11 protein-coding genes and 1 pseudogene are annotated in these 14,288 nt (G+C 69.9%); 10 read left to right on the top strand and 2 right to left on the bottom strand.

Annotation, left to right across the window (positions count from 1 at the left end):
• Position 1: 1 nt before the first annotated feature.
• Positions 2-1,576 (bottom strand): Na+/H+ antiporter, encoded by a 1,575-nt coding sequence (locus IE177_RS25990; RefSeq protein ID WP_190017854.1) that lies wholly within the window; start codon positions 1,574-1,576, stop codon positions 2-4.
• Between the two features lie 235 nt (positions 1,577-1,811).
• On the opposite strand from IE177_RS25990, the pseudogene IE177_RS25985 reads away from it, so the two are divergent.
• Together IE177_RS25985 and IE177_RS25980 are read left to right on the top strand one after the other, a co-directional pair.
• Positions 1,812-2,705 (top strand): annotated as a pseudogene (locus IE177_RS25985) (histidine kinase); the annotation flags it as partial.
• Positions 2,706-2,991: 286 nt separating this feature from the next.
• Complete coding sequence (locus tag IE177_RS25980) at positions 2,992-3,240, top strand: hypothetical protein (RefSeq protein WP_190017853.1); 249 nt, start codon at positions 2,992-2,994, stop codon at positions 3,238-3,240.
• Between the two features lie 16 nt (positions 3,241-3,256).
• Here the strand turns inward: IE177_RS25980 and IE177_RS25975 are convergent, their stop codons facing one another.
• The gene (locus IE177_RS25975; RefSeq protein WP_229816269.1) at positions 3,257-3,682 is read right to left on the bottom strand and encodes a hypothetical protein; all 426 of its coding nucleotides are present in this window, start codon (positions 3,680-3,682) and stop codon (positions 3,257-3,259) included.
• A gap of 335 nt (positions 3,683-4,017) precedes the next feature.
• On the opposite strand from IE177_RS25975, the gene IE177_RS25970 reads away from it, so the two are divergent.
• The 8 genes from IE177_RS25970 (at position 4,018) to IE177_RS25935 (ending at position 14,038) form a co-directional block, all read left to right on the top strand.
• Complete coding sequence (locus IE177_RS25970) at positions 4,018-5,859, top strand: APC family permease (RefSeq protein WP_190017852.1); 1,842 nt, start codon at positions 4,018-4,020, stop codon at positions 5,857-5,859.
• Positions 5,860-5,933: 74 nt separating this feature from the next.
• On the top strand, positions 5,934-6,110 hold the full coding sequence (locus IE177_RS25965; RefSeq protein WP_190017999.1) for a hypothetical protein: 177 nt from the start codon (positions 5,934-5,936) through the stop codon (positions 6,108-6,110).
• Entirely contained in the window at positions 6,107-6,196 is a 90-nt protein-coding gene (gene kdpF / locus IE177_RS25960) for a K(+)-transporting ATPase subunit F (protein WP_037770757.1), read from the top strand. Before IE177_RS25965 ends, kdpF begins: the two co-directional genes overlap by 4 nt.
• An 8-nt stretch (positions 6,197-6,204) precedes the next feature.
• Positions 6,205-7,866: a potassium-transporting ATPase subunit KdpA gene (gene kdpA, locus IE177_RS25955; RefSeq protein WP_190017851.1), complete on the top strand. Its 1,662-nt coding sequence runs from the start codon at positions 6,205-6,207 to the stop codon at positions 7,864-7,866.
• A gap of 41 nt (positions 7,867-7,907) precedes the next feature.
• Positions 7,908-10,013 (top strand): potassium-transporting ATPase subunit KdpB, encoded by a 2,106-nt coding sequence (kdpB, locus tag IE177_RS25950; RefSeq protein ID WP_373305180.1) that lies wholly within the window; start codon positions 7,908-7,910, stop codon positions 10,011-10,013.
• A gap of 5 nt (positions 10,014-10,018) precedes the next feature.
• A complete protein-coding gene (locus IE177_RS25945) occupies positions 10,019-10,687 on the top strand; it encodes a potassium-transporting ATPase subunit C (RefSeq protein WP_190017849.1) in 669 nt (222 codons plus the stop codon).
• A gap of 79 nt (positions 10,688-10,766) precedes the next feature.
• Positions 10,767-11,450 carry a response regulator gene (locus IE177_RS25940; RefSeq protein WP_190017848.1) on the top strand — a complete coding sequence of 228 codons (684 nt, stop codon included), beginning with the start codon at positions 10,767-10,769 and terminating at the stop codon, positions 11,448-11,450.
• A 2-nt stretch (positions 11,451-11,452) separates the two neighbouring features.
• Positions 11,453-14,038 (top strand): sensor histidine kinase, encoded by a 2,586-nt coding sequence (locus tag IE177_RS25935; protein WP_190017847.1) that lies wholly within the window; start codon positions 11,453-11,455, stop codon positions 14,036-14,038.
• Positions 14,039-14,288: the final 250 nt, after the last annotated feature.

Raw genomic sequence — 14,288 nt, 5'->3', positions numbered from 1 at the left:
TTCACACGTCTGTGAGCCGGGCTTCCTCCAGGTCCAGGGAGCGTTGCAGCCGGCGCCGGGTCGTGTCGCTGACGCGGTGCGTGTCGTAGAGGCGCTGGAGCTCCGCGGTCTCCACGGTGATCAGGTCGCGGCGCAGCTGGCGGTAGACCAGGTCGGCGGACTCGGTGGAGGCGGGGGTGCCGTTGTGCTCGGCGAGGCGGTCGCGGGCGTCGTCCAGGCGGGCGGTCAGCCCGCGACGCAGCCGGTCGAGGACGATGTCGGGGACGGCCTCCAGCTCGGCGAGTTCCTCGAGGCGGGCGAGTCCGGCGTGGGCGAGGTGCGAGCGGGCCTCGACCTCCTCGCGCTCGGTGTGGGCGGGCTCCAGGGCGAGGCCGGAGGCGCGGACGACCGGGGCGAGGGTGAAACCCTGGACGACCAGCGTCACGACCACCACGGACGTGGTCAGGACGAGGATCAGAGAGCGGTCCGTCAGGGCGGTGCCGTCCTTGGCGACCGCGGGGATGGACAGCGCGGCTGCCAGCGGCATGACACCGCGCGTGCCCGCCCAAGTCAGCACCAACGGCAGCCGCCAGTTCAAACGGCTGATCCCGCCCTTGCGCTGGACGACCGCCGACAGCGGTGCGAGCCACAACAGGCGTACGGCGATGAGGGTGGCGGCGACGGCGAGGGCGTACAGCGGCCAGGACCGGTCGCCGACGGCGAGCGCCCGCACCTCGCCGGGAAGGGCCAGCCCGATGAGGGAGAAGACCACGCTCTCCAGCAGGAACACCACCGTGCCGTACACGGCGTGCAGCTGGAGGCGTATGCGGGCGTTGGTGAGTCGGTCGCCCCGGCCGCCCAGTACCACCCCGGCGACCACACAGGAGGTCACGCCGGAGGTGTGCGCCGCCTCCGCGAGCAGGTAGGCGGCGTACGGGGTGACCAAGGCGATCACCGTCTCCAGCACCGGTTCCTCGGTACGGCGTCGGATGAGCACCACCACACCGGCCACTGCGGCCCCGATCACCGTGCCACCGCCGGCCAGCAGCAGGAACTGGTCGCCCGCCGCCTCCCAGCTCGCCGCCGCCGAGGCCACCGCGATGCCTGCCGCCACCCGGACCAGGACCAGCGAGGTCGCGTCGTTGAACAGGCTCTCTGCCTGCACGAGCACCTGCACCCTCGGAGGGAGGGCGAGCCTGCGGCCGAGCGCGGTCACCGCCACCGGGTCGGTACTGGCCAGCACCGCGCCCAGCACGAAGGCCATCTGCCAAGACAGCGGGGTGACCGCGGTCGCCACTGCCGCGACGGCTGCCGCGGAGGCGAGCACCAGACCGATGGAGAGGACCCCGACCGGCTTCCACACGGCCCGCAGCTCCCGCCAGGGCATGTCCTCCGCGCTCGCGTACAACAGCGGCGGGAGCACGACCAGCCCGATGATCTCCGGACTGATCTCGATCTGCGGGCTGCCCGGCAGCAGCGCCACGGCCAGACCGGCGACCACCAGCAGAGAAGGAGCGGGCATCCGCCAGCGGCGCGCGAAGGTCGCCACGACGGTGGCCAGAATGACCAACGCGAGTACCGTACCGACGCTCCGCATGCCGTCCCCCTGGGGCTATGAGAAGAGCCGCCCTGGCTCCCCTGCCGACCAGACTTCCCGGCACACCGCCTTCACCCTATCGGCCCAGGTCACGTCAAAACAGTGTCAAGGTCCCCGAGACCGGCGCCAAGAAGTCGCTAACACGCGCCCCACTCGGCCCTGCGAAGGGCTTCCTTAGGAGCAGTCCCCCTGGACCAGGGGGAGTCGAGCCAGGGAGCGGAGCGCGTCGGCGGCGATGAGTGACGTACGGCCCGGACGACTGAAGGTCTACCTCGGGGCGGCCCCGGGGGTCGGCAAGACCTACCGGATGCTCGACGAGGGACGGCGCCGCGCCTCGCGCGGGGCGGACGTGGTGGTGGGCTTCGTGGAGTGCCACGGCCGCCTGCACACGGAGGGCATGACCGACGGCCTCGAGGTCGTCCCCCGCACATCCTGCACCTACCGCGGCGGGGGCTTTCAGGAGATGGACCTGGCCGCGGTCCTCGCCCGCCGCCCGCAGGTCGCGATCGTCGACGAGTGCGCCCACAGCAACGTCCCCGGGGACGGCCGCAACCCCAAGCGCTGGCAGGACATCGAGGAACTCCTCGCGGCCGGCGTCGACGTCATCACCGCGGTGAACATCCAGCACCTCGAATCCCTCAACGACGTGGTCGAGAAGATCACCCACGTCCCGCAACACGAGACGGTGCCCGACGAGGTCGTACGCCGGGCCTGGCAGATCGAGCTGGTCGACATGCCCCCCGAGGGACTGCGCCGCCGCATGGCGCACGGCAACATCTACGCCCCGGAGAAGATCGACGCGGCCCTCGCCAACTACTTCCGGCCCGGCAACCTCACCGCCCTGCGGCAGCTGGCGCTGCTGTGGGTGGCCGACCGGGTGGACGAGGCGCTCCAGGAGTACCGCTCGCAGCACGGCATCGGCGGGGTGCGGGAGACCCGGGAGCGGGTCGTCGTCGCCCTGACCGGCGGCCCGGAGGGCGACACGCTCGTCCGGCGGGCGGCGCGGATCGCCGCCCGGTCGGCCGGCGGCGACCTGCTCGCCGTGCACGTGGCCCGCAGCGACGGCCTGGCCGGCGGCGTCTCGGCCGCATCCCTGGCTCGGCAGCGCAGGCTGGTGGAGGACCTCGGACTCGTCGCCGGTTTCGTCGACCTGGCCGTGCTGCCGCTCGTCGTGGCTGCCACCCTGAACGCCACCGAAGCCTTCCGCGCCGCCTCCGCGACCCACCCGCCGGACGAGGACACGACCGGCCACATCGTCCTCGTCGGCCTCGGCAAGATCGGCACCCGGGTGCTCGCCCCGACTGTGCACCGCCGACCACCCGGTCGTGGTGATCGAACGCGACCCGCACGCGCGGGGCGTCGCGCTCGCCCGCGAACTGGACGTGGCCGGGCACCCGGAGCTGGAGGGGCGCTCGGTGCACGAGGCGTTCCGTGAGAACGAGTGGCGGGTGCTCTCGGTCGGAGCGGCCGGTCCGGCGGCGGACCCCTCCTTCATGGACACCCTCACCGGACTCCGTCTCGACCGGCGGTCCGGCTTCGACTGGCGCCCCGCGCAGGGCAGGGTGCTGCGGGCCGCCGACCAGGTGGTCCTGGCGACCACCGGGCGCGGGCTGGACATCCTGATGACGGGCGTGCAGCCGCATCCCTCGGACCGACGGGACTGAGGCGGCACCGGAAGCATCAGTCCAGTCCGGATGCCTTGAAGACGGCCAGCGCGGTCTCCCGGTCCATGCGGGCCGAGAGGTGCCGCAGCGCGGTCTGCCCGCACAGCAGGAGACCGTCGGCCGCGGCCTTCCGGGCGCCCGCCTCGAAGCGGTGCCACAGGTCCGGGTTGGTCACCAGGACGACGGGATCGATCACGACGCGCGCGCCGAACGCGTCACGCAATACGAGCCGTTGGGAGACGCCGTCCAGGCAGCGCACGGACACCAGCACATCGGTTCGGACCCGGCGCTTGCGCAGCATCCATTGTGCGGCCAGCCAGTCCTCACCGGCCGAGACGCGGACGGGAAACAGCACGACGAACAGCAGCACAGCGAGCGCGAGCCATAACAGGCCGCGCCACATCGCGAACCGGCCCGAGCCCCAGTCGATCAGCAGGAGCACGGTAAGCAGCGCGCCGGCGCACCGGGCGGCATCCCTCACGTTCCGCGCCCAGCGACGGTCGTACACCGCGCCCGCGGATGAGTGTGCGCGAGCGCCGGCCGCTGCCCTGCGCGCCCTTTCGCGTCGTCCCATACCGGTGACGGTAAAGACGCGATGGACCAGATCCATGCATCTTGATGGGGCTCTGATGGCACGGCCCGTCAAGGTCCCGTCAAGGTCGGTCGTATCGGCGCGAAGATCCCGCAAGGAACGGCCGATCACCGTCGGAAACGGTCAGAACCTGAGGGCACCGCGCACACGTGGCTGCGCGGCTTTCACCGAAGGAGTTCCGCCCCATGACCGTCCTGACCACCGAGCCCGATGCCGTCCCCGCCGGCGAGGAACCGCCTGATACCGGTGAGCGCCACCGGCTGACCGCTGTCACGGGACTTGCGGCGCTGTCCCTGGACGCGATGGCGTCGGTGGCTTACGGCCCCGAGGCGATCGTCCTGGTCCTGGCCGCCGCCGGCGCGCACGGCCTCGGCTTCACCCTGCCGGTGACGCTGGCCATCGCGGCCCTGCTGGCGGTGCTGGTGGCCTCCTACCGGCAGGTGATCGCGGCCTTCCCGGACGGCGGCGGGTCCTACGCGGTCGCGAAGACGCACCTGGGACCGCGGACCAGTCTGGTGGCGGCGGCCTCACTGATCCTGGACTACGTGCTCAACGTCGCCGTGGCGGTTACGGCGGGCGTGGCCGCGCTGACATCGGCGTTCCCCGGCCTGTACGGCGACCGGCTGTGGCTGTGCCTGGCGGTGCTCGCCCTGATCACGGGCATCAACCTGCGCGGGATCGTCGAGTCGGCGAAGGCGTTCATCGTGCCGACGGTCGTCTTCGTGGGTGCGGTCTTCGTGCTGATCGGCGTTGGTCTGTTCCGCTCCGAGCCGGTCAGTACGGCGACAGCCGCCGGGCATGCCTCGGTCGTCGCGGGCAACGCCACCGGCGTGGGTGTCCTGCTCCTGCTGAAGGCTTTCGCTTCCGGGTGTTCCGCCCTGACCGGCGTCGAGGCCATCGCCAACGCCGTCCCCTCCTTCCGCGTCCCGCGCGTGCGGCGGGCTCAGCGGGCGGAGGTCGCACTCGGTGCCGTACTCGGCCTGATGCTGATCGGTCTGTCGGCGCTGATTGGGCGCTTCCACCTCCAGCCCGTGGCGGGCGTCACGGTCCTGGCCCAGCTCGCGGACGCCTCACTCGGCCACAACTGGGCCTTCTACGTCATTCAGTTCGCGACGATGATACTGCTGGCGCTGTCTGCCAACACGTCCTTCGGCGGGCTGCCGGTGCTGCTGAAGCTGCTCGCCCGGGACAACTACGCGCCGCACGTGTTCGCCTTGAAGGCTGACCGTCAGGTGCACCGGCACGGTGTGCTCGCCCTCGCCGTCGTCTCCGCCGCGCTGCTGGTCTTCTCCGGAGGGGACACCAACACCCTGGTGCCGATGTTCGCCATCGGTGTGTTCGTCGGCTTCACGATCGCGCAGGTCGGCATGGTCCGGCGCTGGCGTCGCGAGCGGGGCCGTGGCTGGCGCGGAAAGGTGCTGCTCAACGGCTTCGGCGCGCTGCTCACCGGTGTCTCGACGGTCGTCGTCACGGCGAGCAAGTTCGCGGAGGGCGCCTGGCTGATCGTGGTGGCGCTGCCCCTGCTCGTCGCCGCCTTCGTCACCGTCCACCGTGCCTACGGCCGCATCGGCGAGCGACTCGGCCTGGGCCGCATCCCCGAACCCCCGCACCGTGACCGCTCCCTGGTGATCGTGCCGGTGTCCTCACTGTCCCGGCTCACCTCCGAGGCCCTGACGGCCGCAGCATCCCTCGGTGACGAGGTCCGTGCCGTCACCGTCTCCTACCCCGACCCCGAGGACCGCGCCCACCTGCACGCCCTGGAGCGGGCCTGGGTCGAGTGGGACCCGGGCGTGCCCCTGGTGGGGCTTTCCTGCGGGCGGCGCAGCCTGGGCCGTCCCATTGCGGCATACGTCCGTGAGGTGGCCGCCGCCGAGCCCGGCACCCGGGTCACCGTGCTGATTCCGGAGACCGAGCCGGAGAGGCTGTGGGAGCGGCTGCTGCAGAACCAGCGGGGCGCGGTCGTCGCGCACGCGGTGCGGCGGGAGACGGACGCGGTGATCTGTCGGCTGCGCTTCCGGCTGCTGTGAACTGAAACGGTCTGTTACCGGCTGGTACGGCTCGGCGGCCGTAAGAGTTCCGTCAAAGCCGTGGGCGAGGCCGTATGAGGGTCGTCAACGAGCGACCGGATCCGGCCAGGGAGGAGGTTTCCTCTAACCGTCCTTGTTCCACCCCCGAACCTCTTCAGGAGTTCACGATGGCCGATCTGGCCTTCGTCGTCACCGTAATCGCGGGCTTCGCGCTGGTGGCTCTCGTCGCCCGGGGGGTGACGAAGCTGTGACCGTCGAGAACGTCGTCGGCCTGGTCGTGGCCGTCGCCCTGCTGGGCTATCTCGTCCTCGCCCTGATCTTCCCGGAGAGGTTCTGAGCACAGACATGAGTCCAGAACTTGCAGGCTTCCTCCAGCTGCTCGCCCTCATAGGCGCACTGGCGCTCGCCTACATCCCCCTTGGCAACTACATGGCCAAGGTCTACTCCTCGAAGAAGCACCTGCGGGTAGAGAAGTGGATCTACAAGGCCATCGGTGCCAACCCTGACGCCGAGATGACCTGGCCCGCGTATCTGCGCGGTGTCCTGGCCTTCTCCGCGGCCGGCGTCCTCTTCCTCTACCTGCTGCAGCGGCTGCAGGGTGTCCTGCCGGGCTCGATGGGCTTCTCCTCGGTCAACCCGGCGCAGTCGTTCAACACGGCCGTCTCGTTCGTGACGAACACGAACTGGCAGTCGTACTACGGCGAGCAGACCATGGGGCACGTCGTGCAGACCGCCGGTCTCGCCGTGCAGAACTTCGTCTCCGCCGCGGTCGGTATCGCCGTCGCCGTGGCGCTGGTGCGTGGCTTCGCGCGCTCGCGCACCGGTGAGCTGGGCAACTTCTGGAGCGACCTGGTCCGGGGCACGCTGCGCATCCTGGTGCCGGGCGCCGCGATCGCGGCGATCGTGCTGGTGGCGTGCGGTGCGATCCAGAACTTCTCCGGCATCCACGAGGTCGGTCAGTTCATGGGCGGCTCGCAGCAGTGGAACGGCGGTGCGGTGGCCTCGCAGGAGGCCATCAAGGAGTTCGGTACGAACGGCGGTGGTTACTTCAACGCCAACTCGGCCCACCCCTTCGAGAACCCGACCCCCTTCACGAACCTGTTCGAGATCTTCCTGATCCTGGTGATCCCCTTCTCGCTGACCCGCACGTTCGGCGTGATGGTCGGCAACGTGAAGCAGGGGTACGCGATCCTCGCCACGATGGTCACCATCTGGCTGGGCTTCACTGTGCTGATGATGTGGACCGAGTTCGCCCACCACGGCGCCGCGCTCCAGGCGGCGGGCGGTGCGATGGAGGGCAAGGAGACGCGCTTCGGCGTCGGCTCGTCGTCGATCTTCGCGACCTCGACGACGCTGACCTCGACCGGTGCGGTGGACTCCTTCCACTCCTCATTCACCGGTCTCGGCGGCGGTGTTGCCATGCTCGGCATGATGCTGGGCGAGATCGCGCCCGGCGGCACCGGATCCGGCCTCTACGGCATGCTGATCATGGCCGTGATCGCGGTGTTCATCGCCGGTCTGATGGTGGGCCGTACGCCCGAGTACCTGGGCAAGAAGATCGGCGGCCGCGAGATGAAGCTGGCCGCCGCCTACATCCTGATCACGCCGGCGCTCGTGCTGGTCTTCACGGCGGCCTCCATGGCGCTGCCGACGCCCCCGCACTCGATGCTCAACTCCGGTGCGCACGGCTTCTCCGAGGTGCTGTACGCCTTCACCTCGGCGTCGAACAACAACGGTTCGGCCTTCGCCGGTCTGAACGCGAACACGGACTGGTTCAACACCATGACCGGGCTCGCGATGCTGCTCGGCCGCTTCCTGCCGATGGTGTTCGTCCTGGCGCTGGCCGGCTCGCTCGCCGAACAGACACCGGTGCCGGTGACCGCGGGCACGCTGCGCACCGAGAAGCCGCTGTTCACCGGCCTGCTGGTCGGCGCAATCCTGATCATCACCGGTCTCACCTACTTCCCGGCCCTCGCCCTGGGCCCGCTCGCGGAAGGACTGGCGTGATGACCACCCGTACAGAGAAGACAGAGAACCCAGAGGACTCCATGTCCACAGCCACACCCACCCGGGCGCCGCACAGCGACGTCCCCACCGGGCACAAGTCGGCCGAGAGCCGTGTCGGGGCGGGTCTGTTCGACCCCAAGGCGCTGGTCAAGTCGCTGCCGGACGCCTTCAGCAAGCTGGACCCCCGGGTGATGGTCAAGTCGCCGGTGATGTTCGTGGTGTGGGTCGGCTCGGTGCTGACCACGGTGTTCTCCCTCAAGGACCCGACCGATTGGTTCGGCTGGACCATCAGCGCCTGGCTGTGGTTGACCGTGGTCTTCGCCAACCTGGCGGAGGCGGTCGCCGAGGGCCGTGGCAAGGCGCAGGCGGACACCCTGCGCAAGGCCAAGACCGACACGGTCGCGCGCCGGCTGCTCGCGGACGGCACGTCCGAGGAGCAGGTTGCGGGCACCGAGCTGAAGATCGGTGACCTGGTCGTCTGCGAGGCCGGTGACGTGATCCCCGGTGACGGTGACGTCGTCGAGGGTGTCGCGTCGGTGGACGAGTCGGCGATCACGGGTGAGTCCGCCCCGGTGATCCGTGAGTCCGGCGGTGACCGTTGTGCCGTCACGGGCGGTACGAAGGTCCTGTCCGACCGGATCGTCATCAAGATCACGACGAAGCCCGGTGAGACCTTCATCGACCGGATGATCAACCTGGTCGAGGGCGCGGCCCGGCAGAAGACGCCGAACGAGATCGCGCTGAACATCCTGCTGGCGTCGCTGACCATCGTGTTTCTGCTGGCGGTGGCCACCCTGCCGCCGTTCGCGAACTTCGCGGGCACCCACCTGACGATGGTGGTCCTCGTCGCCCTGCTGGTCTGCCTGATTCCGACCACGATCGGCGCCCTGCTGTCCGCGATCGGCATCGCGGGAATGGACCGCCTGGTCCAGCGCAATGTGCTGGCCATGTCCGGTCGTGCTGTCGAGGCCGCCGGTGACGTGTCGACTCTGCTGCTGGACAAGACGGGCACCATCACCCTCGGCAACCGCCAGGCCGCCGAGTTCGTGCCGGTGAAGGGCACCACCGAGGCGGAGGTCGCTGACGCGGCCCAGCTGTCCTCGCTGGCCGACGAGACCCCCGAGGGCCGCTCCATCGTCGTCCTCGCCAAGGAGAAGTACGGGCTGCGCGAGCGCCACCAGGGCGAGCTCGTCGGCGCGGAGTGGATCGAGTTCACCGCCCAGACCCGTATGTCGGGCGTGGACGTCGACGGCCGGAAGATTCGCAAGGGTGCCACGGCCTCGATCATCGCCTGGGTCGAGGAGCAGGGCGGCACTGTCGCCAAGGACGCGGACGCGACAGCCAACCGCATCTCCGAGGCCGGCGGCACCCCGCTGCTGGTCGCCGTGAACGACGACAAGGGCGCCCGCGTCCTGGGCGTCATCTACCTGAAGGACGTCGTCAAGGAGGGCATGCGGGAGCGGTTCGTGGAACTGCGCCGCATGGGCATCAAGACGGTCATGATCACGGGTGACAACCCGCTGACCGCCAAGGCGATCGCCGAGGAGGCGGGCGTCGACGACTTCCTCGCGGAGGCCACTCCCGAGGACAAGATGGCCCTGATCAAGCGGGAGCAGGCCGGCGGCAAGCTGGTCGCGATGACCGGTGACGGCACCAACGACGCGCCCGCGCTCGCGCAGGCGGATGTCGGCGTGGCGATGAACACCGGTACGTCGGCCGCCAAGGAGGCCGGCAACATGGTCGACCTCGACTCCAACCCGACCAAGCTCATCGAGATCGTCGAGATCGGCAAGCAACTCCTCATCACTCGAGGTGCATTGACGACGTTCTCCATCGCCAACGACGTCGCGAAGTACTTCGCGATCATCCCGGCGCTGTTCGCGGCGGTCTACCCGGGCCTGGACAAGCTGAACATCATGCATCTGTCCTCGCCCGACTCCGCGATCCTGTCCGCGGTCGTCTTCAACGCACTGATCATCATCGCGCTGGTGCCCCTCTCCCTGAAGGGCGTGCGCTACCGGCCGATGAGCGCCGACAAGATGCTGCGGCGCAACCTCGGGATCTACGGCATCGGCGGCCTGGTCGCACCCTTCATCGGCATCAAGCTCATCGACCTGCTCATCTCCCTCATCCCCGGGATCGGCTGACCGCCATGAACAACTCCGTAACCAACACCGTCCGGTTGCTCGGGGCGGGCCTGCGCGCCCTCCTCGTCCTGACCCTGGTGACGGGCGTCATCTACCCGCTGGTCGTCACCGGCATCGCCCAGGGACTGTTCCACGACAAGGCGAACGGCTCCGAAATCAAGGCGGACGGCAAGGTCGTCGGCTCGTCCCTGATCGGGCAGTCGTACAACCTCCCGCTGAAGAAGGGGCAGGAGACGCCTGACCCGGACCTGAAGTGGTTCCAGGGTCGGCCGTCGAACGGGCTCGGCGCCAACAGCGTCAACACGCAGTACAAGCTGATCCTGTCCGGTGCCACCAACCTGTCAGCCGACAGCAAAGTGCTGATCAAGCAGGTCGGGGACGCCAGGGCCGCGGTCGTCAAGGACAACTCGGTGCCCGGCTACGCCGTCAAGCCCTCGGACGTGCCCGCCGACGCGGTCACCTCCTCCGGCTCTGGTCTGGACCCGGACATCTCCCCGGCCTACGCGGACCTCCAGGTCCACCGGGTCGCCGCGAAGAACGGCCTGTCCGTCTCCGCGGTGGAGAGGTTGGTCAAGGACCACACCGAGGGCCGGACCCTGGGTTTCATGGGCGAGCCCCGGGTGAACGTCCTGGAGCTGAACATCGCGCTCAAGGACCTTGTGGCGAAGAAGTGACCGCCTTACGCGATCCGCGACGGGAGTCGGCACCTCGGGGTGCCGACTCCCGCAGGCATGACAGGAGAGGCACACACCCATGACCAGGGTGCTCGTGGTGGAGGACGACCCGCAGCTCGTACGGGCCCTCGTGATCAACCTGCAGGCACGTCACTACGGCGTGGACGCCGCCCCCGACGGAGCCACCGCGCTCCGCCTGGCCGCCGCCCGCCAGCCGGACGTGGTGATGCTCGACCTCGGTCTGCCCGACATGGACGGCGTCGACGTCATCAAGGCCCTGCGCGGCTGGACCCGTGTCCCCATCCTGGTCCTCTCCGCCCGCCAGGCGTCCGACGAGAAGGTCGCGGCCCTCGACGCCGGCGCCGACGACTACGTCACCAAGCCGTTCAGCATGGACGAGCTGCTCGCCCGGCTGCGCGCCGCTGTCCGCCGCACCGAGGACACCCCGCTGGTCCCCGAGACGACGCTGGTGGAGACGGAGGACTTCACCCTCGACCTCCTCGCGAAGAAGGCCGTACGGGACGGGCGCGACGTACGCCTGACCCCGACCGAATGGCACCTGCTGGAGATCCTGGTCGCCAATCCCGGCCGTCTGATCACCCAGAAGCAGCTGCTCCAGGAGGTGTGGGGGGTCTCCCAGAGCAACAAGACCAACTACCTGCGCGTCTACATGGCCCAGCTGCGACGCAAACTGGAATCAGACCCCTCCCACCCCCGCTATCTCATCACCGAGCCCGGCATGGGCTACCGCTACGAAGGATGAACATGGCACGCGGCAAGCTCCGGATCTACCTCGGCGCGGCGCCCGGCGTCGGCAAGACCTACGCCATGCTCTCCGAGGCACACCGCCGGGTGGAGCGGGGCACCGACTGCGTCGTGGCCTTCGTCGAGCACCACAGGCGGCCGCGCACCGAGGTGATGCTGCACGGCCTGGAACAGGTGCCGCGCAAGGAGGTCGAGTACCGGGACAGCACCTTCACCGAGATGGACGTCGACGCCGTCCTTGTCCGCAGCCCCCAGGTCGCCCTGGTCGACGAACTCGCCCACACCAACGTCCCCGGCTCGCGCAACGCCAAGCGCTGGCAGGACGTGGAGGAGCTGCTCGCCGCCGGGATCGACGTGATCTCGACCGTCAACATCCAGCACCTCGAGTCGCTGGGTGACGTCGTGGAGTCGATCACGGGCGTACGGCAGCGCGAAACCGTGCCGGACGAGGTCGTGCGGCGGGCCGACCAGATCGAGCTGGTCGACATGTCCCCGGAGGCGCTGCGCCGCCGGATGGCGCACGGCAACATCTACAAGCCGGACAAGGTCGACGCGGCGCTGTCCAACTACTTCCGCCCCGGCAACCTGACCGCCCTGCGAGAGTTGGCGCTGCTGTGGGTGGCCGACCGGGTCGACGCGTACCTGACCGAGTACCGCGCCGAGCACCGCGTCTCCACGATCTGGGGCTCGCGCGAACGGATCGTGGTCGGGCTCACCGGAGGCCCGGAGGGGCGCACCCTCATCCGGCGCGCCGCCCGGCTCGCCGATAAGGGAGCAGGTGGTGAGGTACTGGCGCTCTACATCTCCCGCAGCGACGGTCTGACCTCGGCCTCCCCGAAGGAACTGGCCGTCCAGCGCACACTGGTGGAGGACCTGGGCGGCACCTTCCACCATGTCGTCGGCGACGACATACCGAACGCTCTGCTGGACTTCGCCCGTGGTGTCAACGCCACCCAGATCGTCCTCGGTGTCTCCCGCCGCAGGGGCTGGCAGTACGTCTTCGGGCCCGGCGTCGGCGCGACGGTGGCCCGGGAATCCGGCCCTGACCTGGACGTCCACCTCATCACCCACGACGAGGTGGGCAAGGGCCGCGGTCTGCCCGTCCCCGGCAGGGGCGCGGGGCTCGGCCGGGCCAGGCTCGTCTGGGGCTGGCTGACCGGCCTCGGCGGCCCGCTGCTGCTGACCTGGCTCCTGAGCAGCCTCGTCCTCGACATGGGGCTCGCCAACGACATGCTGCTGTTCTTGACCATGACGGTCGCAGCGGCCCTGCTCGGCGGCCTCTTCCCCGCCCTGGCCTCGGCGGTGGCCGGGTCCCTCCTGCTGAACTGGTACTTCACGCCACCGGTCCACACCTGGACGATCGCCGACCCGAAGAACATCGTCGCCATCGCCGTGTTCTTCGGTGTCGCCGTATCCGTCGCGTCCGTGGTGGACCTGGCCGCCCGCCGCACCCACCAGGCGGCCCGGCTGCGGGCCGAGTCGGAGATCCTCTCCTTCCTCGCCGGCAACGTCCTGCGCGGCGAGACCACTTTGGAGGCCCTTCTGGACCGGGTCCGCGAGACCTTCGGCATGGAGTCGGCGGCCCTGCTGGAACGTGAGAGCGACATCGCGCCCTGGACCTGTGCCGGCAGCGTCGGCCCGCGCCCCTGCACCACCCCCGACGCAGCCGACGTCGACGTCCCGGTCGGCGACCACATGTCACTCGCCCTCTCCGGCCGTGTCCTGCCGGCCGAAGACCGCCGCGTCCTGGCCGCCTTCGCCGCCCAGGCGGCCGTCGTCCTGGACCGCCAGCGGCTTCAGCAGAAGGCCGACGAGGCCAAGGAACTGGCCGACGGCAACCGCATCCGCACCGCCCTGCTCGCCGCCGTCAGCCACGACCTGCGCACCCCGCTCGCCGGCATCAAGGCCGCCGTCACCTCCCTCCGCTCGGACGACGTCGAATGGTCGCCGCAGGACCAGGCCGACCTCCTGGAGGCCATCGAGGAGGGTGCCGACCGCTTGGACCACCTCGTTGGCAACCTCCTGGACATGTCCCGCCTCCAGACCGGCACGGTCACGCCGATCATCCGCGAGACCGACCTGGACGAGGTGATCCCGATGACGCTGGGCGGCGTACCGGAGGACAGCGTCGACCTCGACATCCCGGAGACCCTCCCGATGGTCGACGTCGACCGCGGCCTGCTGGAACGCTCGGTCGCCAACGTCGTCGAGAACGCGGTCAAGTACAGCCCGCCGGGGGAGCGGGTCCTGGTCTCGGCCAGCGCGATCGCCGACCGGGTCGAGGTCCGCGTCGTGGACCGCGGCCCCGGCGTCCCGGACGAGGCCAAGTCCCGCATCTTCGAACCGTTCCAGCGCTACGGCGACTCACCGCGCGGCGCCGGCGTCGGCCTCGGTCTCGCGGTGGCCCGCGGCTTCGCGGAGGCCATCGGCGGCACCCTCAACGCCGAGGACACCCCCGGCGGCGGCCTCACCATGGTCCTCACCCTGCCGACAGCACCTCAACGCCGCCCGGAGGAGTCCGAAGCCGCCGAGCTTCCGAGAGTTTCAGGCGTCGTCGCCCGGAGAGGAGCACCCGTCACCAGGTGACGAGTAGTTCTCCCAGCCCGGGCGGAAGTGTGGCGAACTCCGTCGCCGTGGGCGACCGAACCCTACGACTGGGCCCCGGAGCAAGCGCACGGCTTGCATGCGACCGGGAGGAGAGATCCTCCGCTGAGGGCGCCGTGCCCGCGGTCCTCATCCGTGTCGTGGACTGGGACCCGAGGCGCGTTCCGGCTGATCGCCGGCCCGGCCCGGCACGACTGCCCGGACCCGGCAGTGGGCAAGCGCGCGCCTGGGG

This window comes from Streptomyces lucensis JCM 4490, from assembly GCF_014650035.1.
GTDB classification, from domain to species: domain Bacteria; phylum Actinomycetota; class Actinomycetes; order Streptomycetales; family Streptomycetaceae; genus Streptomyces; species Streptomyces lucensis.
This window is presented reverse-complemented; position numbering and strand designations above follow the sequence as displayed.

Excerpts from the sequence above, each read along its gene's own strand:
- IE177_RS25970 (WP_190017852.1), top strand. The coding sequence starts at position 4,018 with ATGACCGTCCTGACCACCGAGCCCGATGCCGTCCCCGCCGGCGAGGAA.
- IE177_RS25990 (WP_190017854.1), bottom strand. The coding sequence starts at position 1,576 with ATGCGGAGCGTCGGTACGGTACTCGCGTTGGTCATTCTGGCCACCGTC.
- IE177_RS25965 (WP_190017999.1), top strand. The coding sequence starts at position 5,934 with ATGAGGGTCGTCAACGAGCGACCGGATCCGGCCAGGGAGGAGGTTTCC.
- kdpA (WP_190017851.1), top strand. The coding sequence starts at position 6,205 with ATGAGTCCAGAACTTGCAGGCTTCCTCCAGCTGCTCGCCCTCATAGGC.
- IE177_RS25940 (WP_190017848.1), top strand. The coding sequence starts at position 10,767 with ATGACCAGGGTGCTCGTGGTGGAGGACGACCCGCAGCTCGTACGGGCC.
- IE177_RS25945 (WP_190017849.1), top strand. The coding sequence starts at position 10,019 with ATGAACAACTCCGTAACCAACACCGTCCGGTTGCTCGGGGCGGGCCTG.
- IE177_RS25935 (WP_190017847.1), top strand. The coding sequence starts at position 11,453 with ATGGCACGCGGCAAGCTCCGGATCTACCTCGGCGCGGCGCCCGGCGTC.
- kdpB (WP_373305180.1), top strand. The coding sequence starts at position 7,908 with ATGTCCACAGCCACACCCACCCGGGCGCCGCACAGCGACGTCCCCACC.